Consider the following 25095-nt stretch of genomic DNA (forward strand, 5'->3'; position numbering starts at 1 on the left):
CAAGAACCCGAGCTCTGAAGCGAAGGTCATCGCGGGTTACGTTGGTCGGAAGCCGTACCGGAGCCGACCCGAACGGAGCCCGCGATGCCCTTCGCCCGACTGGCCACAGCAACAACCCCCACCAGCCACCTCGGACTCGGCCTCGCCGCAGTAGGCCGCCCCGGCTACATCAACCTCGGCCGGGACGAAGACCTCGGAGAGAACCGCACCGTAGAAACCCTCCGCACCCGCACCCATGAACTCCTCGACGCCGCGTACGCGCAGGGCGTCCGCTACTTCGACGCGGCCCGCTCCTACGGCCGCTCGGAGGAGTTCCTCGCGGCCTGGCTCAGCGCCCGCCCCGACATCGACGACGTAGTCATCGGCAGCAAATGGGGCTACACCTACACCGCCGACTGGACCACCGACGCCGAGAAACACGAGGTCAAGGACCACACCGTCCAGACCTACGACCGCCAGAGCAGCGAAACCGCCGAACTGCTGGGCGACCGCCTCGACCTCTACCAGATCCACTCGGTGACCCCCGACAGCCCGGCGCTCACCGACAAGGAACTCCACGCGAGGCTCGCCGAGGCCGCCGCCGGAGGCGTGACCATCGGCTTCTCGACGAGCGGACCGGCCCAGGCGGACGCCATCCGCGCCGCGCTCACCGTGGCGGTCGACGGCGTGCCCCTCTTCCGCACCGTCCAGTCGACGTACAACGCCCTGGAGACCTCGGCAGGCCCCGCCCTCGCCGAGGCCCACGACGCCGGACTCACGGTGATCGTCAAGGAGGGCATGGCCAACGGGCGGCTGGCGGGGCCGTACGCGCCGGACGCCCTGAAGGCCGTAGCGGAAGAGGCGTCCTTGGGTGCCGACGCGATTGCCCTGGCCCTGATCCTGCGCGAGCCGTGGGCGGGTGTGGTCCTCTCCGGTGCGGCGACGATCGGCCAGCTCGCCTCCAACCTGCACGCGGCGGTCGTGGACCTGGACGACGACCGGCTCGCCCGCCTCGCCGCGCTCGCCGAGGACCCGCGGACGTACTGGGAGAAGCGCGGGCAGCTGCCCTGGCACTGAACTGAGTGATCCCGGTGATCGACCACCCGTGAGACGTTCGCGCCCGTGATGAGACATGAATGTCTCATGTGGGTTATGGTTGTCTCATGGCTCTCGACCGCGACCACGTACTCCGTGCTGCCGCCGCCCTGCTGACCCGCAAGTCCACCGCGACGATGGACGAGGTCGCCAAGGCGGCCGGGATCAGCCGGGCCACCCTGCACCGCCAGTTCGCGGGGCGCGACGCGCTCGTACGGGCGTTGGAGGCGCTCGGTATCGCCGAGTGCGAGACCGCCCTGGACGCGGCGCGGCTGGACGACGGCCCCGCCGAGGACGCCGTACGGCGACTCGTCCGCGAGGCCGAACCGGCGGCCGGTCTGCTCGCCTTCCTCTACACCGAGAACCAGCTGTTCGAGGGCGAGGAGCAGCACGCCGGCTGGGCCAGGATCGACGACCGGATCACCGCCCTGTTCCGGCGCGGCCAGCAGAGCGGCGAGTTCCGCATCGATCTCACGCCCGCCTGGCTCACCGAGGCGCTGTTCGGCCTGCTGGCCTCCGGTGTCTGGCTGGTGCAGAGCGGCAAGGGCGCCCCCAAGGACTTCACGCACATGACCGTCGAGCTGTTGCTCGGCGGCGCACTACGCAGAGACGCAACACGGAGAGAGGAATCATGACCAGCACCCTGCAGCCGGCGGCTGTGACGGAGACGGAGAAGCGCCCGGGCCGTTGGCTCGCGCTCTCCGTCCTCGTGCTCGCCGTGCTGCTGGTGGCCGTGGACGCGACCGTCCTCGGCCTGGCAACCCCTTACATCAGCGAGGATCTGAAGCCGTCCGGCACCCAGCTCCTCTGGATCGGCGACGTCTACTCCTTCGTCATCGCGGGCCTGCTCGTGTCGATGGGCAGCCTCGGCGACCGAATAGGCCGCAAGCGCATCCTGCTCGTCGGAGCCACCGCCTTCGGCGCGATCTCGGTCCTCAACGCCTATGCCACGACACCGGAGTTGATGATCCTGGCCCGGGCGCTGCTCGGTGTCGCGGGCGCGACCCTGATGCCTGCCACCCTCGCCCTGATCCGCAACCTCTTCCACGACCCGCGCGAACGCAGCCTCGCGGTCGGCATCTGGGGCGCAACCGCCTCCGCCGGTACGGCAGTCGGCCCGGTCGCCGGCGGCTTCCTGCTCGAACACTTCTGGTGGGGCTCGGTGTTCCTCATCAACCTGCCCGTGATGGCGGTCCTCGTCCTGGTCGGCATCAAGATGCTCCCGGAGTCGAAGAACCCCAACCCCGGGCCCTGGGACATGATCAGCGTGGCGCTGTCCCTGGTGGGTGTGATTGGCGTCGTCTACGCGGTCAAGGAGGCCGCGACCCACGGCTTCGAGTTGCCCGCACTCGCTGTGGGCGCGTTGGGCGCGGCGGCCCTCTACTGGTTCGTCCGCCGCCAACTCACGCTTCCCGCACCACTGTTGGACATGCGCCTGTTCCGCAACCGGGGCTTCAGCGCGGCCGTCCTGGCCGACCTGCTGACCATCCTCGGCCTGTCCGGGCTGGTGTTCTTCCTCTCCCAGTACCTGCAACTGGTCCAGGGCAGGGGCCCGTTCGAGGCGGGCCTGGCCGAAATCCCCGCCGCGGTGGGCGCGGTGACGGCCGGTCTGATCGCGGGCCGGGCAGCCCGCCGCTTCTCGGTCCGCGCGGTGGTCGCGGGCGGCCTCGCCGCAGTCGGCCTGGCCCTGGCCGTACTGACGACCCTGAACCAGTCGACCGGCTACCCACTCCTCGGCGCCGCACTGCTGGTGGTCGGCGTCGGCGCCGGCTTCTCCTTCACGGTGACAGCCGACGTCATCCTCTCCTCCGTACCGAAGGAACAGGCAGGCGCGGCATCGGCGGTCTCGGAAACGGCCTACGAACTGGGCGCGGCCCTCGGCATCGCCGTACTCGGCTCGATCGTGACGGGCGTCTACCGGGGCTTCGCAGCTCCGGCGGGAACGCCGAGCGGGGCGCACGAGTCGTTGGGCGGTGCGGTGGAAGCGGCGGGCAGCATGCCGACACAGGCAGCTCAGGAAATGTTGACGTCGGCGAGAGAAGCCTTCGTCAGCGGCCTCAGCGTGGCGTCGGCGGTCGGCGCAACGGTTTTGCTGGCAACGGCGGTTGCGGCATGGTTCATGCTGAAGAGCCAGAAACTGGAAGACGCAGGCTAACGGCGATGCTTTTAGGGGCGCGGGGAACTGCGCGACCAGCCCCCACGCACCCGCGCCCGACAAACAGCGTTACGCAGCCTTCGCCTTGGTCGCATACATGTCCACGTACTCCTGCCCAGACAGCCGCATGACCTCAGTCATCACAGAGTCGGTAACAGCCCGCAGCACATACCGATCCCGGTCCATCCCCTCGTACCGGGAGAACTCCATCGCCTCACCGAACCGAACAGTGACCCGCCCAGGGCGGGGCATCCCCGCACCCCCCGGCTGCAACTTGTCCGTACCGATCATCGCGAACGGAACGACCGGCGCGCCCGTCATCATCGTGAGCCGGGCGATCCCGGTACGCCCCCGGTACAGGCGGCCGTCGGGGGAGCGCGTGCCCTCGGGGTAGATCCCGAAGACCTTGCCCTCCTCCAGGATGCGGCGGCCGGTCATCAGCGCGGCGACGCCGCCGTTGGCACCGTCCCGGTCCACCGGGATCATGCCGACGCCGGTGAAGAACCAGGCCATGAGGCGGCCCTTGAACCCCTTGCCGGTGACGTACTCGTCCTTGCCGATGAAGAGCACCTGCCGGTCGCAGACCAGCGGAAGGATCATCGAGTCGATGAACGTGAGGTGGTTGCCGGCGAGGATCACCGGGCCGTCGTCGGGGATGTGCTCCGCGCCCTCCACCCGTGTGCGGAACATCAGGCGCATGATCGGTCCGAGCACTGCCTTGATGAGCACGAAGCGGGACAACGGGCCCTCCGGTGTCAAGGGGTCGACATAAAACTGTGCAGGTGAGGACGATACTCGCGGTGCCCCGCGTATTGCACATCGGGTTCACCGAGGTCTTACGCAGTGTTGACGCACGTTTACCTGCGGTGTCGCTCCGGAGCCGTCCCGTAACCGGGCCGCCATGTTGTGACACATCTCGCGTTCCTCGCTGATGGCGTGTCAAACCTGTCCGTCCGTACGACATCCAGCGTCACCGCCGTGTTCCGGCCGAGGTCTCCCGTTCGTCATGTACGCGCACCTACGATCGGCGCGCACCGACGGGGCGACGCCAGGAGGTTTCATGGACACGCAGGGAACGCAGGGGCCGAACGAGCGAGCCAACGGCACGGGACGACGGGCGCTCCTCGGCGCGGCAGTGCTCGGTGCGGGAGTGGCCGCACTGGGACCGGCGGGCACGGCGAGAGCCGCCGAGGCCACGTCGGCCCGGCACGGCGGCGGTCTGAAGGACCTGCCCAAGCCGACGATCGTCGGGCACCGGGGAACCAGCGGCTACCGCCCGGAGCACACCTTCGGCTCGTACAACCTGGCCCTCGACCTGGGCGCCGACATCGTCGAGGCAGGTGACCTCGTCCCCACCAAGGACGGTCACCTGGTCTGCCGGCACGAGCCGGAGATCGGCGGCACGACCAACGTCGCCGACCACCCCGAGTTCGCGAGCCGCAAGACCACCAAGCTGCTCGACGGCGTCTCCACGACCGGCTGGTTCACCGAGGACTTCACGCTCGCCGAGCTGAAGACCCTGCGCGCGATCGAGCGCATTCCGGCCAACCGCCCGCACAACACGCTCTACAACGGCCGCTGGGAGATCCCGACCTTCGAAGAGGTCCTCAAGTGGCAGGACGAGCAGACCCGTAAGCGCGGCAAGCAGGTCTGGATCTACCCCGAGATGAAGCACCCCACCTACTTCCGCAAGCGCGGCTTCGAGATGGAGAAGCTGCTCTCCTCGGCCCTGCGCAAGCACGGCAAGGACAAGCGGAACTCGCCGGTCCTCATCCAGTCCTTCGAGCCGACCAGCATCCAGAAGATCAGCAAGCTGGTCCGCAACAACCTCGTGGTGCTGCTGTCCGGCACGGGCACCCGCCCCTTCGACTTCATCGACCTGGGCGACCCGCGCACGGTCGACGACCTCGTCACCCCCAAGGGCCTCGCCGAGATCGCGTCGTACGCGCAGGGTCTGGGCCCGACGCTCGACCTGATCATCACGAAGAACGCCGACGGCAGCCTGAACAAGGAGACCACCCTGGTCGCCGACGCGCACAAGGTGGGCCTGATCCTGCACCCCTACACCATGCGCAACGAGAACCCCTTCCTGCCGCTGGAGTACCGCAAGGGCACCGCCGTGGACGCCTACGGCGACGCGTTCGGCGCGTTCAAGCGCTACTTCGCCACCGGCATCGACGGTGTCTTCACCGACAACGCCGACACCGGTCTGCTGGCCCGCGCGGACTTCGTCAACGGCTGAGCCCCGCGCCCCGTTGGAGTGACAGACGGCCGCCCCGGCAACCTTCCGCCGGGGCGGCCACGTCGTGCCGCATATGACACACCAACTCGTCGCCACCTTGCGCCCACTGCTCGCCGCCGAGGCCTCCGCCGAGGCATATGCCTCCGGAACCGAACCGGCCGACCTCGAACAGGCCGTCTGGCTCCGCCTCCTGGAACGCCTCGACGCCTCCGGCCCACCGGTCGACCCCCAGCGCTGGCTCCGCCGCGCGGTCCGCTCGGAGGCCCAGCGCACCCGTCGTACGGCGCGCCTGGAACAGGCGTACGACGATGATCCCGCCGACGACAGCGACCGCGGCCCCGAGCAGGTCGCCCTCACGGCGGCGCGGCATCGCGCGCTGCACGACGCGGTGCGTCGGCTGCCGGGTCGCTGCCCGCGTCTGATGGAGGCGCTGCTGTCGCCCAAGGACCTCACCTACCGCGAGATCGCCGGGGAGTTGGGTATCTCACAGGGCAGTCTCGGCCCGGAACGTTCCAGATGTCTGGGATGTCTTCGCCGATTGCTGACGCCGGAGGTTGCGGCCCACGAAGCACGGGGATAGGAGTGAGAACCACATGGCGATCAGGTGAGCGGGAGGCGTGCGCACATGGGCATGAGTGTGACCATCTCGGTGGCGACCGAGCAGGACGCGGAGCAGATCTTCAGGCTGCAGTACCTGTGCTTCCAGAGCGAGGCCGCGTTGTACGGCAACTACCGCATCGACCCGCTCGTCCAGAGCCTCGACTCGGTCCGGGCCGAACTCGGCTCCGACTGCGTCTTCGTGGCGCGGCTGGGCGAGGAGGTGGTCGGCTCGGTCCGTGGCACGGTGACCGAGGACGGGGCCGCGGCCATCGGTAAACTCTGCGTCCACCCGCGCCTCCAGGGTCACGGCATCGGCGCCCGCCTTCTGCGCGCCGCCGAATCGGCCCTCGCCGAGGAACGCGGTGCCAAGAAGTTCCGCCTCCACACCGGCCACCGCAGCGAGGGCAACCTCCGCCTCTACCGGCGCGTCGGCTACGAGACCGTAGGCACCTCCCAGGGCGACGACGGCGTACCGATGATCGTCCTGGAGAAGCCGGTCGAGGCGTACGTCGCTACGGCGTGACCGCTACTGACCGACGGCGTCGCGGTTCTTCCGGAGCCAGTAGAGCGCGGACAGCGGCAGCAGCACGGGGATGAAGATGTACCCCGCGCCGTAGTACGACCAGACCGTCGCGTCCGGGAAGGCCGAGCTGTCGATCACGGTCAGCGTGCCGACGATCAGGACACCCGCGAGTTCGGCGGCGCAGCACGCCTGTGCCGCCCTGCGGGCCCTCTCGCCGCCGCGGATCAGGGAGTACGTGATGAATCCGTACACCACACCCGCGACCGCCGACAGGGAGTAGGCGAGCGGCGCCCGGTCGAACTCGGTGGCGATCTGGTAGACGGAGCGCGACACCGCGCCGACGACCATCACGCCGTAGAACCAGACGAGCAGCATGCCGGGGCCGCTGATGAGCCGCTTCGGCTTCTCTTCCACGGTGCTCTCTTCCACGGTCGTCATCTCAGCTTCCCCAGATGTCGTAGAGCCGGACTTCGAGCACGGCGAGGACCACGGCGCCGGCGGCGACCGTCGCCGTGCCCCAGCGGGTGCGCTCCGCCAGGGACATGAAACCGGCCGCCGGGACCGCCGCGAACGCGCCCAGCAGATACGCCACGAAGATCGCCGTGCCCTGCTCCGCCTTCTCACCGCGTGCCAACTGCACGATGCCGACCACCAGTTGGACCGTGGCCAGCAGGGTGACCACGGCCATGCCGATGAAGTGCCAGTCCTTCGTCGACTGGTCGCGGTAGGCCGCCCACCCGGTCCAGGCGGCGAGCAGCAGCGCGGCGACACCGATCGCCAGCGTCAGGGCATCAAGCATGCCGCGACCCTATTACGGGCCAAAAGACCCGGTGACCGTAGGGTCGGGAACATGAAGATCCATGCTGAGGCCCTCCTGTTCGACAACGACGGCACGCTCGTCTCCTCCCTCGAATCCGTGCGCAGGTGCTGGACGCGCTGGGCGGAAGAGTTCGGGATCACCGCCGAGGACTTCGCCCGGGTCGAACTGCACGGGCGGACCGCCGTGGCGATAGCCGCCGATCTGCTGCCCGCCGATGTCGTGCCGGTGGCGGTCGCACGGATCGAGGCGCTGGAGGTGGAGGACGTGGCCAACGGGGGTGCCGTCCTGCTTCCCGGCACACGCGACTTCCTCGACTCGCTGCCCGCCGACCGCTGGGCCGTCGTCACCTCCGCCACCCGCCGGCTCGCCGAGGCGCGGCTCGCGCACGCCGACATCCTCCCCAAGACCCTCGTGGTCGCCGAGGACGTCACGCGCGGCAAGCCCGACCCCGAGCCCTACCTCCTCGCCGCCCGCCAACTGGGCGTCGACCCGGCCCGCTGTGTCGTCTTCGAGGACGCCCCCGCGGGACTCCGGGCGGGACGTGCGGCCGGAATGATCACCGTGGCATTGGCCACAACGCACCAGGCCCACGAGCTCGACGCCGACCTTGTTGTGAGTGACCTGTCAGCCTTGTCCGCGCTGGTCAGCGACGGGGGAGTGGAGATCTCCGTGCGCCGCTGACGGCCGTCGTGCCGCTGTCCGGCATACGGACAGCGGCACTTTGTCAGGACCGTACGTCTGCTTTACTGATTCCATGACCACGACGAGCTGCCGCACCCTTGCGACCGAGGCGACCCTGACGCCCGGTGCTCGTTGTATGTGTCGAATGTGCGCCTTCTAGAGGGCCCTCGCACCACCCCCCCCGGGCTTAGCGCCCCGAGCCTCGCGCCCCGAAGCGAGCCGTTGTGGCGTGTCCATGCACCCCGTGTCGTATGTGACCGACGCCGCCCCGCGCACATTTCCCATCCGTACGAGGGCACACCCACGCCCGCGTGCTCAACAGTCATGGAACCCCAGTGATCACCACATCGGGCCTGACCAAGGTCTACCGCTCACGCGGCCGTGAGGTCACCGCCCTCGACGGCGTCGACCTCCACGTCCGCGAAGGCGAGGTGTACGGCGTCATCGGCCAGTCCGGCGCCGGCAAGTCCTCGCTCATCCGTTGCGTCAACCTGCTGGAGAAGCCCACCGCGGGCACGGTCACCGTCGACGGGCAGGACCTCACCGCCCTCGCCGGGCGCGGACCGCGTGCCGGACGGGAACTCCGGCAGGCGCGCAGCCGTATCGGCATGGTCTTCCAGCACTTCAACCTGCTGTCCTCGCGGACCGTGCTGGACAACGTCGAGCTGCCGCTCGAAATCCTCGGGAAGTCGGGGAAGGAACGATCCGCCAAGGCCCTCGAACTCCTCGACCTCGTCGGGCTCGGCGACAAGGCGAAGGCCTACCCGGCCCAGCTCTCCGGCGGTCAGAAGCAGCGCGTCGGCATCGCCCGCGCCCTGGCCGGCGACCCCAAGGTGTTGCTCTCCGACGAGGCCACCAGTGCCCTCGACCCGGAGACCACCCGCTCGATCCTCCAGCTGCTGCGCGACCTGAACCGGCAACTGGGCCTGACCGTCCTGCTCATCACCCACGAGATGGACGTCGTGAAGTCGGTCTGCGACTCCGCCGCGCTCATGCAGAACGGGCGGATCGTCGAGTCCGGGACCGTCAGCGAACTGCTCGCCACCCCCGGCTCCGAGCTGGCCTCCGCGCTCTTCCCGGTCAGCGGTGAGGCGGGCGGCGCGGACCGGACCGTCGTCGACGTCACCTTCCACGGCGAGGCCGCGACCCAGCCCGTCATCTCCCAGCTCTCGCGCACCTACAACATCGACATCTCGATCCTCGGCGCCGCCATCGACACCGTCGGTGGACTCCAGGTCGGCCGCATGCGCATCGAACTGCCCGGCCGCTACGAGGACAACGTCGTGCCGATCGGTTTCCTGCGCGAACAGGGCCTGCAGATCGACGTGTTGGGCCAGGAGCCCGTACTGCTGAAGGAAGGTGCCAAGTGACCTGGTCGGAGATGCAGCCGCTGCTGTCCCAGGCGTGTTGGGACACGCTGTACATGGTCGGCTGGTCCACGGTCATCGCCGTCGTCGGCGGACTCCCGCTCGGCATCCTGCTCGTCCTGACCGACCGCGGCGGACTGCTCCAGAACGTCGCCGCCAACAAGGTCATCGGGCAGATCGTGAACGTGGCCCGCTCGCTGCCGTTCATCATCCTCATGGTCGCGCTGATGAACTTCACCCGGACCATCACGGGCACGACCATCGGCCGCGAGGCCGCGATCGTGCCGCTCGCCATCGGGGCAATTCCCTTCTTCGCGCGCCTTGTTGAGACGGCTGTCCGCGAAGTGGACGGCGGGCTCGTCGAGGCCGTGCAGTCGATGGGCGGCAACACCTGGACGATCGTGCGCAAGGTCCTCGTACCGGAGTCGCTGCCCTCGCTGATCTCCAGCACCACCACCACGATCGTCGCGCTCATCGGCTACTCGGCGATGGCGGGCACGGTCGGCGCGGGCGGCCTCGGCGACATCGCCATCCGCTACGGCTACCAGCGCTTCGAGACCCAGCTGATGTGGATCACCGTGGCGATCCTCGCGGTCGTCATCTCCCTCATCCAGTTCGCCGGCGACTACGCGGCCCGCTCCGTGCACCGGCGCGGCGGACGGTCGGGCCCCGCGCCGAGGCTGCGGCTGTTGAAGGCCGCGTAGGCCCGTCCCGGCACCCCCACCCCAAAGGCTCCCCGCACCACCCAACGCGGGGTCGTAGTACGCGACACCCTTCAGGAAAGGCACTTTTCGTGCGTAACACCGCAAAGCTCACCACCGCCGTCCTCGCCGCCGGAGCCCTCACCTTCGCGCTCTCCGCCTGCGGTTCGGACAAGGGCTCCTCCTCGGCCTCCTCCGACTACAGCGGACCGCTGGTCGTCGCCGCGAGCCCCACCCCGCACGCCGAGATCCTCGACTACGTCAAGGACCACCTGGCGAAGAAGGCCGGACTCGACCTGGAGGTCAAGGAGTTCACCGACTACGTCACGCCGAACACGGCGACCGAGGACGGCTCGGTGGGCGCCAACTACTTCCAGAACCAGCCGTACCTGGACGACTTCAACAAGAAGAACGGCACCCACATCGTGCCCGTCGTCACGGTCCACCTGGAGCCGCTCGGCCTCTACTCCCACAAGGTGAAGAGCGCCGACGCCCTGAAGAGCGGCGCGACGATCGCCGTCCCGAACGACAGTGTCAACGAGGCCCGCGCCCTCAAGCTGCTCGCGGTGAACGGGCTGATCACCCTCAAGTCCGGTGTCGGCAACGAGGCGACCCCCGCCGACATCACCAAGAACCCCAAGAACCTCAAGTTCAAGGAGCTGGAGGCGGCCCAGACCCCGCGCTCCCTGGACGACGTCGACGCGGCCGTCATCAACGGCAACTACGCCATCTCCTCGGGCCTGAAGCCCGCCAAGGACGCCCTCGTCCTGGAGTCCGCGACGAACAACCCGTACGGCAACTTCCTCGCCGTGAAGAAGGGCAACGAGAAGGACCCGCGCGTCAAGAAGCTCGCGAAGCTGCTGACCTCGCCCGAGGTGAAGAAGTTCATCGAGGACAAGTACGCCGGCTCCGTCATCCCGTCCTTCTGAACCTGCTCGGGCTCCGACTCCGGCAAGGGCGGTGGCAAGGACGACGGCACCCTCGTCGTCGGCGCCACCGCCGTACCTGCCGCCGATGGGCGTGTACTCCAAGAAGGTCAAGGACATCGCGAAGCTCGGCGACGTGGACGTGGCTGTCATCAACAACAACTACGCCAAGGACGCGATCCTCCTGGAGTCGGCGAAGGACAACCCCTACGCCAACCTCCTGGCCGTCAAACGCGGCAACGAGGACGACGCCCGGGTCGAGAAGCTCGCGAAGCTGCTCGTCTCCGCCGACGTGAAGAAGTTCATAGCGGAGAAGTACAAGGGCTCTGTCCTGCCGGTCAGTTCCGGCTGACGGGGGCGTATACGGCGTATCACCACGCACGGGGTCCACTCGCTCACCGCGGGTGGACCCCGTGGTGCGGTTCACTGCTTCCATGCTGCATGCTGGGCAGTTCAGGTTGCCCTGAACATTTTCCAAAGGTTACGGAGTGGCGCATGACTAGCACCTTCCCCAACATCTCCATCAGCACGGAGCGGTTGGTGCTGCGGCCCCTCGACGAGGACGATGTGCAGGCCCTGGCCGAGATGATGAACGACGAGCAGGTCGCGGCCTGGACCGACGTTCCCCAGCCGTTCACCGTCGCCGGCGCCCGCGAGTGGATCACCAACTACGCGCCCGCCGAACGGACTTCGGGCCGCGGCCTCGACCTCGCCGTCACCGAGTTCCTCACCCAACGACTGGTCGGCATCGTCCAGTTGACCAAGACCGACTGGCATGTCCGGTCCACCGAGCTGTCGTACATCATCGCCCCCTGGGCCCGAGGCGAGGGCTACGCATCCGAAGCCGCGCTCGCCACCGCCCAATGGCTGTTCGGCGACCAGAAGTTGGAGCGCATCGAACTGCGCACCGCCGCCGACAACACCGCCTCCCAGCAGGTGGCCCAGAAGATCGGCTGCATCAGCGAGGGCGTCCTGCGGAGCGCGTGCATAGCGCACGTCCACGCCGACGACGGCACCTGGATCGACGTCCGCACCGACTTCATCGTGTGGAGCCTCCTCCCGGAGGACCTGGAGGGCACGGCGGAGCAGCTCGCCGACGTCGACGGTTTCACGTCACTCGCCGACTGGAACTGAATTCGGCGGGTACGACCACGGGAGCACCGCCCAGCCGCACCAGGTACCCTCACGGTGCCCGCGTACGGGCCGCTGCCCCTGACGACCTGCGATGTACCCCTGGAGACTGACGACGATGGCCGACCGCGTCACGGTGATCGGCTGGGACGGCTCTCCGCTGACAGCTGCGGCACGCTCCGCCCTGAGCGCCGCCACCCTGGTGGCCGGCGCGCCCCACCATCTGGAGCTGCCCGAGGTACCGGCGCGCGCCGAACGCATCCGCCTCGGCAGCGTGGCCCTCGCCGCCCGCCGTATCGCCGGCCGCCGGGGTACCGCGGTGGTGTTCGCCGACGGCGACCCGGGCTTCTTCGGGGTCGTACGCACCCTGCGCGCACCCGAGTTCGGCCTGGAGGTGGAGGTCGTCCCCGCCGTCTCCTCGGTGGCCGCCGCCTTCGCCCGCGCCGGAATGCCCTGGGACGACGCACAGGTGGTCGTCGCACACCGGCGCACCCTGCGACGCGCGGTGAACGTATGCCGGGCCCACACCAAAGTCGCCGTCCTCACTTCACCGGGCGCCGGCCCCGCCGAACTCGGCCTGCTGCTGGAAGGCGTCCACCGCACCTTCGTCATCTGCGAGGAACTGGGCACCGAGCACGAGCAGGTCACCGTCCTCACCTCCGACAAGGCAGCCGACCGTACCTGGCGCGACCCCAACGTCGTCATCGTCCTGGGCGGCCCGGTCGGCCCCGCCGTCACCGCCGGCCCGGGCGAGGGGTGGATCGCCGGCCGCGACCCGGCCGCCGTCGCCCGCGGCTGGACCCTGCCCGCCGAGGCCTACGGCGGTGAACTCGGCGAGGGCGAGACGGACTTGCTCCGGGCCGCCCAACTCGCCCGCCTCGGCCCGCGCGTCGGGGACCTGGTGTGGGACATCGGCTGCGGCAGCGGCGCCTTCGCCATCGAGGCGGCCCGCGCCGGAGCCGCCGTCATCGCCGTCGACCGCGACGCCCAGGCCTGCGCCCGCACCGACTCCGCGGCCCGCAGCTTCGGCGTGCACCTCCAGATCGTCAAGGGCGACGCCCCGCACATCCTGGAGAACCTCCCCGAACCCGACGTAGTACGGGTCGGCGGCGGGGGAGTGGCCGTCGTCTCCGCGGTCGCCGACCGGCGCCCGCAGCGCATCGTGGCGCACGCCTCCACCCGCGACGAGGCCGAACTCGTCGGCCGCGACCTGACGGAGCACGGCTACCACGTCGAGTGCGCCCTCCTCCAGTCCGTCGAACTCGACACCAGGGCCTGGACGGAGACGGAACGGAGTGTCGCGTTCCTGCTCAGCGGCCTCCTTCCGGAGCGCGTTTCGTGACCCCCCGTACCGTCCCCGTGATCCTGTTGTCGTACTGCGCGCGGTAGGCTGGCGGACCGTTGTACCGCACAGGGTGGACCGGCGCTTCGTTCGCCAATGTCCGGAAAACCCGCCCGTTTTGGGGTGTGTGTGGTACAGCGGAACCGGAGGACGCGCAACGTGGCGCAGTCCACAGCGGGCCATCGCGGATCAAGCTGCCGTGACGGCGCAACGGCCGCGACAATGCCATTCAATGGCTTTGTCGTCTAAATGGCTTTGTCGCTTTTTGGCGTCGGGTCGTTCGTGCCGCTGGACAGGCACGCTCGTTCTCCACTGCGGGGCGGTCGGTGCGCCGTTCCCGGAGAGCGGGTCGAAGAAGCACTAACCGATGGGCGAGGGGTACGCATGACCGACACCGGCCAGGTCCCGGCCGAGGGGTTGCCGGAGAACGCAGGCATGGTGGAACAGCCGAGCGTTCCCGCACACGGCGCGTACACCTACCACTCCGAGACCACCGCCGAGGACGAGGACCTGTTGCTGCTGCCGGGCGCCCAGGGCGCCTGGGGCAACGAGGTCCCGCCCCCCGTCCCCGAGCCCGTCGTCGAGACCGTCCAGGAACCCGCTCCGCACGAGCCGGGGCCGCACGAGACGGCCGGCCGCGACAGTGGCTCCGTCGACCTCGGCGCCGTCCGGCTCGCCGAACCGCCGCCCGCGCCGGTCACCCCGCGCCGCCCGCTGCACCTCGGCCCGCCCCTCCCCGACACCTCCGCGAGCCCCGTCCGCTCCCTCGCCGACCGCGGCCCCGCGGGCGCGCCGGTACGGCAGCCCGGCCCGCCGACGACCGGCCCCGAGTACCTCGACACATCCCAACTCCGCGACCTGCCCCCGCAGGGCGCGGCCCCCTGGGGCGCCCAGGCGTCGGCCGGCGCAGGGGTGCGAACGGCGGAAACGGTTGCTCCGGCACCGGCGCCCGAACCGGGCACGGAGCCCGGCGGCGCGGCCCAGGCCGCGGTCGCGAGGCTCGCCACGGAAGCGGTGAACGGGGCGGTCGCCACGGCCCCCGACGCGGGGGAGGCCTGGCAGGGGCACGGTCAGCTGTACGCGGTGGAGACGGCGATGGCGGCCGCGACGGCGACGGCGTCCGCTTCGGCTCCCTCGACTTCTTCCGCTTCTTCGGTGCACGCGAGCACGGAGAGCTCTGGAACCGCTGGCGACCCTGAGACGGGTCAACTGCCTGAGGGTGCCGAGGAGTTGAGCGCAGGGCAGGTCCAGGACGGCGCTTCGGCCTCTGCCGCCGGTCAGGTGCCGGGAGCCGAGGAGGCGTTCGTCTCCGGTGCCGGGTCGGTGCCGGGGGCCGGGGAGACCGCCGACGCCGGGTTCGTCAACGGACACGACCATGCAGGCGTGGCTTACAGCGCCGGGCAGGTCGCCCAGGCCGACGGCGCTCACCATGCCGAAGCCCTCGGCGCCGAGGCGCTGCCCGGCCACCATGCCGGGGTGGACCCCGAGACCGGATTCGTCCACGGTGTCGGCGCAGCGCCGGAGGCCGGATTCACGCACGGCGACGGCACAGCCCCCGAGGCCGCGTTCGGCTCCGGCGATGGCACGGTTCCGGAGGCCGCACTCGGACAGGGCGTCGGCCCGAGCGCCGAGGACGTCCTGACGCAGGGCGCCCACGCGGGCTCCGAGATGGCGGAGTTCCCGCACGGTGACGGCACCGCTGTCGGCCCTGAGGCCGTGCACGGTGCCGGACCCGGCGCGGAGGCCGGGCTCCCGCATGGCGTCGGCCCCGGCACTGAGGGCGCAGTCGTCCACGGTGACGGGTCCGGCCCTGAGGCCGCGGTCGTCCACGGTGATGGCACCGGTCCTGAGGCCGTCGTCGTGCACGGTGACGGCTCCGGCATCGAGGCCGCAGTCGCCCACGGCGAGGGCTCCGGCCCCGAGGACGTACTCGCGCACGGCGAGGGCTCCGGTCCTGAGGCCGCCGTCGCGCACGGTGACGGATCTGGCTCCGAGGCCGCACTGCTGCACGTGGCAGGCTCAGCCCTCGATGCCGCACTCGCGCAAGCCGGCACCCCCGTGTCCGAAGTCGCGCTCGCGCAAGTCGACGACGCCCCCGTTTCCGATTCCGCGTCGGCTCAGACCACCGGCCAGGTCGCCGAGGGCGCGTTCGTCGCCGCCCCGGCCGCGGAAGACGTAGCCGCTGCGGAGCCGGTCCAGGTGCAGGGCGTCGCGTTCGTCCCCGGTGCCGACCAGGTTCCCGACGCTGCTCAGGTCCAGGAGACCGCTCTCCTCGACGGAGCGGACGAGGTTCAGGACGCCGGGGCAACTCCCCCTGTTCCCACGGGAGTCGAGACCCCGATCGCTTACGAGGCCGAGCCTGTCGCCACCGCCGTGGATACGACACAGCACGCACCCACGGCCGCCGACTCGGCTCCGCTCGCCGAGGCCTACCCGGTCCCGGACGCGGTGCACCCCGACAGCGCGGTCACGCCCGCCGAGGCCGTCCCCGCTCCACTCGCCGAAGGCTCACCCGCCCTCCTCGACGCGGCCTCGGGCGACCCGACCTCCCAGCCCACCGCCGCGCCCGAAGCCGTAGCGGACCAGCAGTTCACGGTCGAGGCGGAGCCGGCACTCGCGCCGCAGCCGACCACCGCCGAGGGCCGTGGAGCGGAAGCCGCCGCCCCGCAGACACACCCCCTCGCCCAACCCGCCACCCCGGACGCCGAGTTCGTCGAGTTCGCCGAGGTGCCGCAGGCCGTGCCCGTGGCACCCAACCCAGACGACTCCCTCGGCCGGTTCGTGCCGGTGGAGGGCACGGTGCCCACCACCCCGCACCTCGCACCGACCCCGCCGCACCCCCTCATCCTCCCCACGGAGGACCCGTCCGGCGGTCCGGAATCCTTCGCCACCGTCCCCGGCCCCCGTGAGGCCGATGCCGACGGTGAGCCCGAACTCGTACAGCACGCGGACGACCTGGACACCCGGGCCGCGGACCAGGAAGAAGAGAGCACGGCCGCAGTGGAAGACGTACGAGAGTCCACCGGCCCTGCGGCACCCGGCTACGACGACGCCGAGCGCGAGGCCGTGCTGAAGGTGATGCGCGAACGCCGTGACATCCGCAACGGCTTCCGCAGTGACCCGATCCCGCACGACGTGCTGCTGCGCGTGCTGGAGGCGGCGCACACCGCTCCGTCCGTCGGGCACTCCCAGCCGTGGGACTTCGTGGTCATCCGTTCCGCCGACACCCGCCGAGCCATGCACGAACTGGCCCAGAGCCAGCGCGAGGCTTACGCGAAGTCGCTGCCCAAGGGCCGGGCGAAGCAGTTCAAGGAACTGAAGATCGAGGCGATCCTCGACACCCCGGTGAACATCGTCGTCACCGCCGATCCGACCCGTGGCGGCCGGCACACCCTCGGCCGTCACACACAGCCGCAGATGGCGCCGTACTCCGCCGCCCTCGCGGTGGAGAACCTGTGGCTCGCGGCGCGCGCCGAGGGCCTCGGGGTCGGCTGGGTCAGCTTCTTCGACGAGCGCGAGATGGTCCGCGCGCTCGGCCTGCCGGAGCACCTGGAGGTCATCGCGTACCTCTGCGTCGGCTACGTCGACGAGTTCCCGGACGAGCCCGAGCTGATGCAGGCCGGCTGGTCCAAGCGCCGCCCGCTGTCGTGGGTCGTGCACGAGGAGACGTACGGCCGCCGTGCCCTGCCCGGTGAGGACCCGCACGACCTGCTCGCGGAGACGGTCGCCGGGATCCGCCCGCTGGACGCGAAGGCGCTCGGCGAGGCGTGGGAGCGGCAGAAGCGGATGACGAAGCCGCCGGGCTCGCTCGGCATGCTGGAGATCATCTCCGCGCAGTTGTCCGGTCTTTCCCGGCAGTGCCCGCCGCCGATCCCGGAGCCCGCGGCCGTCGCGATCTTCGCGGGCGACCACGGTGTGCACGCGCAGGGCGTCACGCCCTGGCCGCAGGAGGTGACGGCCCAGATGGTCGCCAACTTCCTTGGTGGCGGCGCCGTTTGCAATGCCTTCGCGAGCCAGGTGGGCGCCGAGGTGTGTGTCGTGGACGTCGGCGTGGCGTCCGAACTCCCGGCCACACCGGGCCTGTTGCCCCGCAAGATCCGGGCCGGTACGTCCGACATGACGACCGGTCCCGCGATGTCCCGCGAGGAGGCCAAGCAGGCCATCGAGGTGGGCATCGAGACGGCCCGCGACCTCGTGGCGGCGGGCAACAAGGCTTTGCTCACAGGGGAGATGGGCATCGCGAACACGACCGCGTCCGCCGCCCTGATCTCGGTGTTCACGGACACCGACCCCGCCGAGGTCACCGGCCGGGGGACCGGCATCAACGACGAGACCCTGGCCCGCAAGACGGAGGTCGTGCGCCGCGCGATCGAACTCCACCAGCCGGACCCGGCCGACCCCATCGGCGTTCTCGCCGCGGTCGGCGGCTTCGAACACGCGGCGATGGTAGGCCTGTTGCTCGGCGGCGCGTCCTTGCGTACGCCGGTGATCCTGGACGGCGTCAGCGCCGGCGCCGCCGCCCTGGTGGCCCGCGCGATCGCCCCCGAGGTCCTCGCGGCCTGCATCGCGGGCCACCGCAGCGCCGAGCCGGGTCACGTGGCCGCGCTCAACAAGCTCGGCCTGCGCCCCCTGGTCGACCTCGACCTCCGCCTCGGCGAGGGCACGGGCGCGCTGCTGGCCCTGCCGCTGGTGCAGAGCACGGCGCGGGCGATGCACGAGGTGGCGACGTTCGATTCTGCCGGGGTGACCGAGAAGTAGGCGCCCGCAGGGGACTGTGGCGGCTCAGCCAGTGGACCGGCTGAGCCGCCACAGCCCCCTGCCCGTAAAATCTGCACGTCAGGGCCACCGCACGTCGTACAGCACGTCGGGCACACCCGCCGTAAAAGAGGAGCCGCACCCTCATGGCCGAAAACCCCGCCTACCCCGTAGGCCTCCGCCTCACCGGCCGCCGGGTCGTCGTCCTGGGCGGCGGCCAGGTCGCCCAGCGGCGGCTGCCGGCGCTGATCGCGGCGGGCGCGGACATCGTGCTCGTGTCCCCCGAGGCGACCCCGTCCGTCGAGGCGATGGCGGACGCGGGCGAGATCTCCTGGGAGCGACGCCCGTACGCGGACGGCGACTTGGCGGACGCCTGGTACGCCCTGATCGCCACCACCGATCCCGAGGCCAACACGGCCGCCTCCGCCGAGGCCGAGGCCCACCGCGTCTGGTGCGTGCGCTCGGACGACGCCGACGAGGCCACCGCGTGGACCCCGGCGACCGGCCACAGCGAGGGCGTCACCGTCGCCGTGCTCACCACGGACGCGCGCGGCCGGGACCCCCGGCACACCGCCGCGATCCGGGACGCGGTCGTCGCGGGCCTGCGCGACGGCACCCTCGTCGCCCCCCACCACCGCACCCGAACCCTGGGCGTCGCCCTCGTCGGCGGCGGCCCCGGCGACCCGGACCTCATCACGGTCCGCGGCCGTCGACTCCTCGCCGAGGCCGACGTCGTCATCGCCGACCGCCTCGGCCCCCGCGACCTCCTCGCCGAACTCCCCCCGCACGTCGAGGTGATCGACGCGGCGAAGATCCCCTACGGCCGCTACATGGCCCAGGAGGCCATCAACAACGCGCTGATCGAACACGCCAAGCAGGGCAAGTCGGTCGTACGGCTGAAGGGCGGCGACCCGTACGTCTACGGCCGTGGCATGGAGGAGGTCCAGGCGCTCGCCGAGGCCGGCATCCCGTGCACGGTGGTGCCCGGCATCTCCAGCTCGATCTCGGTCCCCGGAGCCGCGGGTATCCCGGTCACCCATCGCGGGGTCGCACACGAGTTCACGGTGGTCAGCGGCCATGTCGCCCCTGACGACGAGCGCTCCCTGGTGGACTGGCCGTCCCTCGCCAAGCTCACCGGCACGCTGGTGGTCCTCATGGGCGTGGACAAGATCGGGAAGATCGCCGAAACCCTGATCGCGCACGGCAAGCCGGCGGACACGCCCGTCGCCCTGATCCAGGAGGGCACGACGGCCGCCCAGCGCCGCGTGGACGCGACCCTCGCGACGGTCGGCGAGACGGCACGCGCAGAGGACGTGAAGCCGCCGTCGGTGATCGTCATCGGCGCGGTAGTCACCGTAGGCCCGAAGACATCTGCGTAACCCGGGGTAACACAACCCGTTCCCAGCCGTTGGCACGACACCCAGGACAAGGCAGTATCACCCTGTGGCCGATCTCATCACCGTTGAGGATCCCGACGACCCGCGCCTGCGTGATTACACGGGCCTGACCGACGTAGAGCTGCGCCGCAAGCGCGAACCGGCCGAGGGCCTGTTCATCGCCGAGGGCGAGAAGGTCATCAGACGGGCCAAGGACGCGGGCTACGAGATGCGCTCCATGCTGCTGTCCGCGAAGTGGGTCGACGTCATGCGGGACGTCATCGACGAACTCCCGGCCCCCGTTTACGCGGTGAGCCCCGAACTCGCCGAACGCGTCACCGGCTATCACGTCCACCGGGGCGCCCTCGCCTCCATGCAGCGCAAACCGCTCCCCACCGCGCACGAACTCCTCCAGACGACCCGCAGGGTCGTCGTCATGGAGTCGGTCAACGACCACACCAACATCGGCGCGATCTTCCGCTCGGCGGCGGCGCTGGGCATGGACGCGGTCCTGCTGTCCCCCGACTGCGCGGACCCCCTCTACCGCCGCAGCGTGAAGGTCTCGATGGGCGCGGTGTTCTCCGTCCCCTACGCCCGCCTCGACAGCTGGCCCAAGGGCCTGGAGTCGGTCCGCGAAGCGGGCTTCACGCTCCTCGCCCTCACCCCCGACGAGAAGGCGAAGAGCCTCGACGAGGCCGCCCCGCACCGCATGGACCGGGTCGCCCTGATGCTTGGCGCCGAGGGCGACGGCCTCTCCACCCAGGCCCTGGTCGCCGCCGACGAATGGGTCCGCATCCCGATGGCCCACGGCGTCGACTCGCTCAACGTGGGCGCCGCGGCTGCCGTAGCCTTCTACGCGGTGGCCACCGGCCGCCCCGAACTCTAGGAGCACGGCTTGGCCCAGCGCGAGGCGATCGTGGCGGTACTGCGGCGCGCGGAGCGCGTGCTGGTCATCCGCCGCGGCCCGGACTCCGACCGCGCCGGCTACTGGGCCCCGCTCAGCGGCAAGCTCGAACCGGGCGAGACTCAGGAAGAGGCCCTGGTCAGAGAGGTCCACGAGGAGGTCGGCCTCGCGGTCTCCCCCCTGACCAAGGTCTGGGAGTCCGAGGCCCACGACGGCCGCTTCCGCCTCCACTGGTGGACCGCCACCGAAACAGGCAACGGCACGATCGTCCCCGACCCGGGCGAGGTCTCCGAGGTCCGCTGGGTCACTCCGGCCGAGTTCTTGACGATGACCCCGCTCTTCGACGCGGACCGCGAGTTCTTCGAGCGTGTCCTGCCGACGTTGTAAGCGCGCCTGGACACCCACCAGCCCGTCCGGCGTGTGAGGACGAGGCCCGCTCAGGGCCGAAGCGGGGGGCGAAACAACCCCACCCGCACCGCGCGCTACCCGGCGAAACCGCCCACAGCCCCGAACCGCCCGTCCGCCGCTACGACCCTCTCGTGCCCCTGCGGTACACCGTCCCCCGTGCGACCGAGCCCGTGCGCGGGGCCCGAGCAGCCCTGGGCCACCGCGATACCGAGCGCGACCAGCAACGTCACCACGACGAACACGAACAGCCGCTGCCGCAGCAGGCGCGGGTTGGCAGGTCGCCGACCGGTGCCCGTGGTACGCGGGCCAGGCCGACCGGTGCCACTGCGCGGGGCGGGACGGCTGCCGCTGCCGTTGCCGGACCGGGTGGTGTTGCGCCCGGCCGGAGTCGGCCGTGCCGAGCCCGGCCGGGAAGGAACGCCGCCGCCTCCACGGGAGGGACTGCCACCGCCCCGCGAGGGTGGAGCCGCACCGCGCGGAGCCGGGGTCCCCTGCGGCCCCTGCGAGCCCTGCGGACGCCGACCGCCCTGCGTGCGCTGCTGCTCGGGATAGCTCTCGGTGAGCCGCCCGGTGGGCCGGTCCGCTTCGCCACCACGCGGCGCGGGCGGTCGTACGTCCGACAGACCCTGGGCCTCGCGGGCGGCGATCTCCTTGAGGCGCAAGGACAGTTGGAGGGTGCTGGGCCGCTCCTCGGGGTCCTTTGCCAGGCACGCGCGGACCAGCGGCGCGAGCGCGTCCGGTACGCCGTGCAGTTGCGCCTCCTCGTGCACCACGCGGTACAGCATCACCTCTGAACTGCCGTGCCCGAAGGGCGAGTCGGACGTCGAGGCGTACGCCAGCGTGGCACCGAGCGAGAACACGTCCGTGGCCGGCGTGACCGCCGCCCCGCGCACCTGCTCGGGCGCGAGAAAGCCGGGCGAACCGACCGCCGTACCGACGTGCGTGAGCGTCGAGGCACCGGTCGCCCAGGCGATACCGAAGTCGATGATCCGCGGGCCCTTGGGGGAGAGGAGGATGTTCGACGGCTTGAGATCCCGGTGGACGACACCCGCCTCGTGAACGGCGACTAGCCCCTCGGACAGCGCGGCCCCGATCGCGGCGACCTCGGCCGCGCCGAGCGCGCCCTCGTCGGCGACCTTGTCGTGCAGGGAGGGCCCGGGCACGTACTGCGTGGCGAACCACGGCCGGTCGGCCTCCAGATCCGCCGCGACCAGCCGGGCCGTGCACCCGCCGCGGATCCGCCGGGCGGCCGACACCTCGCGCGCGAACCGCGAACGGAACTCCTGGTCCTCCGCCAGATCCGGCCGGATCACCTTCAGCGCGACCCGCTGACCCTTGCGGTCGGAACCCAGATAGACGACGCCCATTCCGCCCGCGCCGAGCCGTCTGTGAAGCCTGAACGAGCCGACGACGCGCGGGTCCTCGCGCCTCAGGCGCATCATCGCCATGTTCATCCCCGCTGCCCGGTCCGTATGACGAGCGACAGCTTACGTTTCCACCGCCGCCCGCGCGCAAAGGCCGCGCCCTCTCGGACCGACGGATTGTCAGTGCCGGGTGGGAAACTTTGAAGGGTGGTCAGAGGCCGTGCGAACAGCAGGACTTCGTACTGCCCCCAACCCCAACCAACCATCACAGAAGGGGGATTGAGCGCGTGAAGGGTGATCGCGTCGAGATAGTGGTGGACGCCGGCGACACCACACGTACATACGAGGTGGTGGCGAGCAGGGCGGGCCGCAGGGTGGAGACGGCGGTACGACGAGGTGTCGTGGAAGTGAGCGAAGTCACCCGCAGTGGCTCCGTCGTCCGCACCGCCCGCTTCATGGCGACCCGGGTCCTCGCCCTGGTCGAGCAGCCGGTCCCGCGCGAGGACAGCTCAGAGAAAGCGGGGCACACCGGACTCCCTCTCCGGGAAGACCCCGAGACCTAGGACCTCGTCTCCACCCAGGGGAGTAGTTCGCAGGTCATTGCTCATCCTCCGGGAGGCCCGCCAATCGGTACGAGGGCATGACGACCCGCACCCGCCGCACGCCTAGATTTGAGGTCAAGCGGCGGGTGCAGCACTCGTCCCCCGAGGTCAGACACCCGCCGCTGCCAACGACAACTGAGTTCGGTCAACGGAGCACGGTCAGGAGAGGGACCATGGCCCATACGGCACCGCGGGCATTGATCCGCGAAGAGGGACGCAAGGCGTACAACGCGGCGTTCCGCACCCGCCGCACAGGCCGTCGCCACCCACTGGTGGCGACCTTGATGGCACTTCCCCTGGCGGTCCTGCTCCTCGTCGTCTTCGACGGCTGGGAGACCGTGGCCACACAGGCGTCGTCCGTGGGAGTGATGCTGGGGCGCTGAGCGGCGACCCCAGGCCCGGAAGAGCGGTCCGGGCGGGGACATCAACCCATGAAACCCCGTGGGGACGGGGGTGCGGCGGACGGCAAAAAAAGCCGGCGCAGCTGGGGAGCTGCGCCGGCTTTGCTTTGCCCTCGCGGGAGAACACCCCGGACTGGAGCGCCCCAAAGTGGCGCGGGGCTGTATCGATTTTCGGCTCCGCCGAGTGGGCGTGCCCAGCCCCCACCGGCCGGCAGCCAAGCCACACGCCCAGCCGTACGCTCCCATCGAAAGCCGTACGACCCAGGGGACCCCGTGACCACCACCCACCTGCTGCCCGACCTGACAGCCCGGGCCACAAAAGCAGCGCACACCCAAACCCCGGCCTGCCCCTGCACTCCCGGCGGAGCCACCCTCACGGACCGCCCAGACGGCACAGTCGTCCGCCACGCAGCCACCGTCGCCAAGGCCCACGCCCCGAACACAAACCCCACCGACCTCACCGCCCGCCTCACCACGGCCACGCGTCTCCCCGGCATCCTCCTGCCCCCACTGGACCCCGCCCCCGTCACCCTGCACGACCGCCAGGTGACGTTCTGGCCCTACGGCACCCCCGTGGACCCGGACGATCCCGACGCGGCCCCCTGGGAAGCGGCAGCCACCCTCCTCGCCCGCCTCCACCGCACCCCCGCCCCGACCCCCCTCCCGCCCATGCGCGGCCCTCTCAAGGCGGTCCGCGCGATCACCCGCCTCCGCGAGGCCGTCGGCGGCCACCCCGCTGCCGCCCCCGTTCTGCACGCCTGGACCCTGCTCCCGGCGTGGGCCCGCGCGGAGGCACCCCAGCCCGACACGACCACCCTCTGCCACGGCGACCTCCACCTCGGCCAGCTCGTCCGGTACCCGGCCCCCGACGGCCCCTGGCTGCTGATCGACGTCGACGACCTGGGCGTGGGAGTCCCCGGGTGGGACCTCGCGCGCCCCGCCGCCTGGTACGCCTGTGGGCTGCTCCCGCCCGACGAGTGGGCCCGCTTCCTTGCCGCGTACCGCGCGGCGGGCGGCCCGGCCGTCCCCGCGGACGGCGACCCCTGGCCCGCCCTGGACGTCCCGGCCCGCGCCCTGACCGTGCAGACCGCGGCCCTGGCGATCGTCAAAGCGGTGGCGGCGGGCCGTCCACTGGACGAGGTGGAGGAGGCGGTCGTCGACGCCTGTGACCGAATGGGTTCCGTCCCGCCCGAGTTGACGCCCGGATTCGCGAAGTAGGGTGCAACCGACCGGGGTCGGACGGAGTCTGTCCTGGGGAAACACGAAGACGTACCAACGGGCGAGGAGTTGAGCCGAGCATGCAGTGTCCGAAGTGTCACGCGCAGATGCAGACGTACAACCGCAACGGTGTTCAGATCGAGCAGTGCAGCAACTGCCGCGGGATCTTTCTCGACTACGGCGAGCTCGAGGCGCTGACCCGCGTGGAGTCCCAGTGGCAGCAGCCCGCCCCGCCGCCGCCGGGCCCGCAGGCCTACCCCGCCCCGCCCGCGCCCGCCTGGGGCGCCCCGCACGGCGGCGGTCATGGCGGTGGCCACTACGGCGGTCACGGCGGCCACCACCGCCACAAGAGCTTCGGCCACATGCTGTTCTCCAGCTGACCGGCACACGGAGAAGCCCCCGGACGCGGTGAGCGCCGGGGGCTTCGGTGTGTGGACGATACTGGGATTGAACCAGTGACCTCTTCCGTGTCAGGGAAGCGCTCTCCCGCTGAGCTAATCGTCCT

At 70.7% G+C, this 25095-nt stretch carries 24 protein-coding genes, 1 tRNA gene and 1 pseudogene; 21 read left to right on the forward strand and 5 right to left on the reverse strand.

Features of this window, described 5'->3' with window-relative positions; all coding sequences use genetic code 11:
• Positions 1 to 84: 84 nt before the first annotated feature.
• The 3 genes from OC490_RS16125 to OC490_RS16135 all read left to right on the forward strand — a co-directional run bounded on the left by OC490_RS16125 (position 85) and on the right by OC490_RS16135 (position 3229).
• On the forward strand, positions 85 to 1056 hold the full coding sequence (locus tag OC490_RS16125; RefSeq protein WP_262058611.1) for an aldo/keto reductase: 972 nt from the start codon (positions 85 to 87) through the stop codon (positions 1054 to 1056).
• Positions 1057 to 1142: 86 nt separating this feature from the next.
• Entirely contained in the window at positions 1143 to 1709 is a 567-nt protein-coding gene (locus OC490_RS16130; protein ID WP_262058612.1) for a TetR/AcrR family transcriptional regulator, read from the forward strand.
• Entirely contained in the window at positions 1706 to 3229 is a 1524-nt protein-coding gene (locus OC490_RS16135) for an MFS transporter (RefSeq protein WP_262058613.1), read from the forward strand. The genes OC490_RS16130 and OC490_RS16135 overlap by 4 nt, the downstream gene beginning before the upstream one ends.
• Before the next feature lie 69 nt (positions 3230 to 3298).
• Here the strand turns inward: OC490_RS16135 and OC490_RS16140 are convergent, their stop codons facing one another.
• The gene (locus OC490_RS16140; RefSeq protein ID WP_410098628.1) at positions 3299 to 3988 is read right to left on the reverse strand and encodes a lysophospholipid acyltransferase family protein; all 690 of its coding nucleotides are present in this window, start codon (positions 3986 to 3988) and stop codon (positions 3299 to 3301) included.
• 301 nt (positions 3989 to 4289) lie between these two features.
• Here OC490_RS16140 and OC490_RS16145 point away from each other — a divergent pair, with 301 nt between their 5' ends.
• The 3 genes from OC490_RS16145 (at position 4290) to OC490_RS16155 (ending at position 6594) form a co-directional block, all read left to right on the forward strand.
• A complete protein-coding gene (locus OC490_RS16145; protein WP_262058615.1) occupies positions 4290 to 5471 on the forward strand; it encodes a glycerophosphodiester phosphodiesterase in 1182 nt (393 codons plus the stop codon).
• 73 nt (positions 5472 to 5544) lie between these two features.
• The gene (locus OC490_RS16150) at positions 5545 to 6051 is read left to right on the forward strand and encodes a sigma-70 family RNA polymerase sigma factor (protein ID WP_262058616.1); all 507 of its coding nucleotides are present in this window, start codon (positions 5545 to 5547) and stop codon (positions 6049 to 6051) included.
• 45 nt (positions 6052 to 6096) lie between these two features.
• Positions 6097 to 6594, forward strand: coding sequence for a GNAT family N-acetyltransferase (locus OC490_RS16155; protein WP_019066311.1), 498 nt, complete (start codon positions 6097 to 6099; stop codon positions 6592 to 6594).
• 3 nt (positions 6595 to 6597) lie between these two features.
• Here the strand turns inward: OC490_RS16155 and OC490_RS16160 are convergent, their stop codons facing one another.
• Together OC490_RS16160 and OC490_RS16165 are read right to left on the reverse strand one after the other, a co-directional pair.
• The gene (locus OC490_RS16160; protein WP_262058617.1) at positions 6598 to 7032 is read right to left on the reverse strand and encodes a hypothetical protein; all 435 of its coding nucleotides are present in this window, start codon (positions 7030 to 7032) and stop codon (positions 6598 to 6600) included.
• Position 7033: 1 nt separating this feature from the next.
• On the reverse strand, positions 7034 to 7393 hold the full coding sequence (locus OC490_RS16165) for a hypothetical protein (protein ID WP_019066313.1): 360 nt from the start codon (positions 7391 to 7393) through the stop codon (positions 7034 to 7036).
• A gap of 51 nt (positions 7394 to 7444) precedes the next feature.
• Between OC490_RS16165 and OC490_RS16170 the strand changes: the two genes are divergently transcribed.
• From OC490_RS16170 to OC490_RS16220, 11 genes and pseudogenes are all read left to right on the forward strand, one after another.
• Positions 7445 to 8095: an HAD family hydrolase gene (locus tag OC490_RS16170; RefSeq protein ID WP_262058618.1), complete on the forward strand. Its 651-nt coding sequence runs from the start codon at positions 7445 to 7447 to the stop codon at positions 8093 to 8095.
• 335 nt (positions 8096 to 8430) lie between these two features.
• Positions 8431 to 9465 (forward strand): methionine ABC transporter ATP-binding protein, encoded by a 1035-nt coding sequence (locus OC490_RS16175; protein ID WP_262058619.1) that lies wholly within the window; start codon positions 8431 to 8433, stop codon positions 9463 to 9465.
• Positions 9462 to 10166, forward strand: coding sequence for a methionine ABC transporter permease (locus tag OC490_RS16180; protein ID WP_262058620.1), 705 nt, complete (start codon positions 9462 to 9464; stop codon positions 10164 to 10166). Before OC490_RS16175 ends, OC490_RS16180 begins: the two co-directional genes overlap by 4 nt.
• 89 nt (positions 10167 to 10255) lie before the next feature.
• Complete coding sequence (locus OC490_RS16185; protein ID WP_262058621.1) at positions 10256 to 11092, forward strand: MetQ/NlpA family ABC transporter substrate-binding protein; 837 nt, start codon at positions 10256 to 10258, stop codon at positions 11090 to 11092.
• 124 nt (positions 11093 to 11216) lie between these two features.
• Positions 11217 to 11441: pseudogene (locus OC490_RS16190) on the forward strand (MetQ/NlpA family ABC transporter substrate-binding protein); the annotation flags it as partial.
• A gap of 143 nt (positions 11442 to 11584) precedes the next feature.
• A complete protein-coding gene (locus OC490_RS16195) occupies positions 11585 to 12223 on the forward strand; it encodes a GNAT family N-acetyltransferase (protein ID WP_262058622.1) in 639 nt (212 codons plus the stop codon).
• Between the two features lie 115 nt (positions 12224 to 12338).
• Positions 12339 to 13562 carry a precorrin-6y C5,15-methyltransferase (decarboxylating) subunit CbiE gene (gene cbiE, locus OC490_RS16200; protein WP_262058623.1) on the forward strand — a complete coding sequence of 408 codons (1224 nt, stop codon included), beginning with the start codon at positions 12339 to 12341 and terminating at the stop codon, positions 13560 to 13562.
• 384 nt (positions 13563 to 13946) lie between these two features.
• Positions 13947 to 18320: a nicotinate-nucleotide--dimethylbenzimidazole phosphoribosyltransferase gene (gene cobT / locus OC490_RS16205; protein ID WP_262058624.1), complete on the forward strand. Its 4374-nt coding sequence runs from the start codon at positions 13947 to 13949 to the stop codon at positions 18318 to 18320.
• Positions 18321 to 18463: 143 nt separating this feature from the next.
• Positions 18464 to 19696, forward strand: coding sequence for a uroporphyrinogen-III C-methyltransferase (gene cobA / locus OC490_RS16210; RefSeq protein WP_262058625.1), 1233 nt, complete (start codon positions 18464 to 18466; stop codon positions 19694 to 19696).
• Positions 19697 to 19760: 64 nt separating this feature from the next.
• On the forward strand, positions 19761 to 20579 hold the full coding sequence (locus OC490_RS16215; RefSeq protein WP_093624585.1) for a TrmH family RNA methyltransferase: 819 nt from the start codon (positions 19761 to 19763) through the stop codon (positions 20577 to 20579).
• A 9-nt stretch (positions 20580 to 20588) separates the two neighbouring features.
• Positions 20589 to 20984 carry an NUDIX domain-containing protein gene (locus tag OC490_RS16220; RefSeq protein ID WP_262058626.1) on the forward strand — a complete coding sequence of 132 codons (396 nt, stop codon included), beginning with the start codon at positions 20589 to 20591 and terminating at the stop codon, positions 20982 to 20984.
• 95 nt (positions 20985 to 21079) lie between these two features.
• Here OC490_RS16220 and OC490_RS16225 read toward each other — a convergent pair whose 3' ends face one another.
• The gene (locus tag OC490_RS16225; RefSeq protein ID WP_262058627.1) at positions 21080 to 22459 is read right to left on the reverse strand and encodes a serine/threonine-protein kinase; all 1380 of its coding nucleotides are present in this window, start codon (positions 22457 to 22459) and stop codon (positions 21080 to 21082) included.
• 197 nt (positions 22460 to 22656) lie between these two features.
• On the opposite strand from OC490_RS16225, the gene OC490_RS16230 reads away from it, so the two are divergent.
• The 4 genes from OC490_RS16230 to OC490_RS16245 all read left to right on the forward strand — a co-directional run bounded on the left by OC490_RS16230 (position 22657) and on the right by OC490_RS16245 (position 24970).
• Positions 22657 to 22932, forward strand: a complete 276-nt coding sequence (locus OC490_RS16230) for a hypothetical protein (protein ID WP_033282228.1) — start codon at positions 22657 to 22659, stop codon at positions 22930 to 22932.
• A gap of 212 nt (positions 22933 to 23144) precedes the next feature.
• Complete coding sequence (locus tag OC490_RS16235) at positions 23145 to 23354, forward strand: hypothetical protein (RefSeq protein WP_026178166.1); 210 nt, start codon at positions 23145 to 23147, stop codon at positions 23352 to 23354.
• 291 nt (positions 23355 to 23645) lie between these two features.
• Positions 23646 to 24590 (forward strand): phosphotransferase family protein, encoded by a 945-nt coding sequence (locus tag OC490_RS16240; RefSeq protein WP_262058628.1) that lies wholly within the window; start codon positions 23646 to 23648, stop codon positions 24588 to 24590.
• A gap of 80 nt (positions 24591 to 24670) precedes the next feature.
• Complete coding sequence (locus OC490_RS16245) at positions 24671 to 24970, forward strand: zf-TFIIB domain-containing protein (protein ID WP_019059831.1); 300 nt, start codon at positions 24671 to 24673, stop codon at positions 24968 to 24970.
• 52 nt (positions 24971 to 25022) lie between these two features.
• On the opposite strand, the gene OC490_RS16250 is transcribed toward OC490_RS16245, so the two are convergent.
• Positions 25023 to 25094, reverse strand: a tRNA-Val gene (locus tag OC490_RS16250).
• Position 25095 lies beyond the last annotated feature (1 nt).

It is taken from the genome of Streptomyces sp. STR69 (assembly GCF_024519455.1).
Lineage (GTDB): Bacteria > Actinomycetota > Actinomycetes > Streptomycetales > Streptomycetaceae > Streptomyces.

Bases quoted from the DNA above. Each gene is read 5' to 3' on its own strand.
- OC490_RS16125 (WP_262058611.1), top strand. From the start codon at position 85: ATGCCCTTCGCCCGACTGGCCACAGCAACAACCCCCACCAGCCACCTC.
- OC490_RS16130 (WP_262058612.1), top strand. From the start codon at position 1,143: ATGGCTCTCGACCGCGACCACGTACTCCGTGCTGCCGCCGCCCTGCTG.
- OC490_RS16135 (WP_262058613.1), top strand. From the start codon at position 1,706: ATGACCAGCACCCTGCAGCCGGCGGCTGTGACGGAGACGGAGAAGCGC.
- OC490_RS16145 (WP_262058615.1), top strand. From the start codon at position 4,290: ATGGACACGCAGGGAACGCAGGGGCCGAACGAGCGAGCCAACGGCACG.
- OC490_RS16150 (WP_262058616.1), top strand. From the start codon at position 5,545: ATGACACACCAACTCGTCGCCACCTTGCGCCCACTGCTCGCCGCCGAG.
- OC490_RS16155 (WP_019066311.1), top strand. From the start codon at position 6,097: ATGGGCATGAGTGTGACCATCTCGGTGGCGACCGAGCAGGACGCGGAG.
- OC490_RS16160 (WP_262058617.1), bottom strand. From the start codon at position 7,032: ATGACGACCGTGGAAGAGAGCACCGTGGAAGAGAAGCCGAAGCGGCTC.
- OC490_RS16165 (WP_019066313.1), bottom strand. From the start codon at position 7,393: ATGCTTGATGCCCTGACGCTGGCGATCGGTGTCGCCGCGCTGCTGCTC.
- OC490_RS16170 (WP_262058618.1), top strand. From the start codon at position 7,445: ATGAAGATCCATGCTGAGGCCCTCCTGTTCGACAACGACGGCACGCTC.
- OC490_RS16195 (WP_262058622.1), top strand. From the start codon at position 11,585: ATGACTAGCACCTTCCCCAACATCTCCATCAGCACGGAGCGGTTGGTG.
- cbiE (WP_262058623.1), top strand. From the start codon at position 12,339: ATGGCCGACCGCGTCACGGTGATCGGCTGGGACGGCTCTCCGCTGACA.
- cobT (WP_262058624.1), top strand. From the start codon at position 13,947: ATGACCGACACCGGCCAGGTCCCGGCCGAGGGGTTGCCGGAGAACGCA.
- cobA (WP_262058625.1), top strand. From the start codon at position 18,464: ATGGCCGAAAACCCCGCCTACCCCGTAGGCCTCCGCCTCACCGGCCGC.
- OC490_RS16225 (WP_262058627.1), bottom strand. From the start codon at position 22,459: ATGAACATGGCGATGATGCGCCTGAGGCGCGAGGACCCGCGCGTCGTC.
- OC490_RS16235 (WP_026178166.1), top strand. From the start codon at position 23,145: ATGGCCCATACGGCACCGCGGGCATTGATCCGCGAAGAGGGACGCAAG.
- OC490_RS16245 (WP_019059831.1), top strand. From the start codon at position 24,671: ATGCAGTGTCCGAAGTGTCACGCGCAGATGCAGACGTACAACCGCAAC.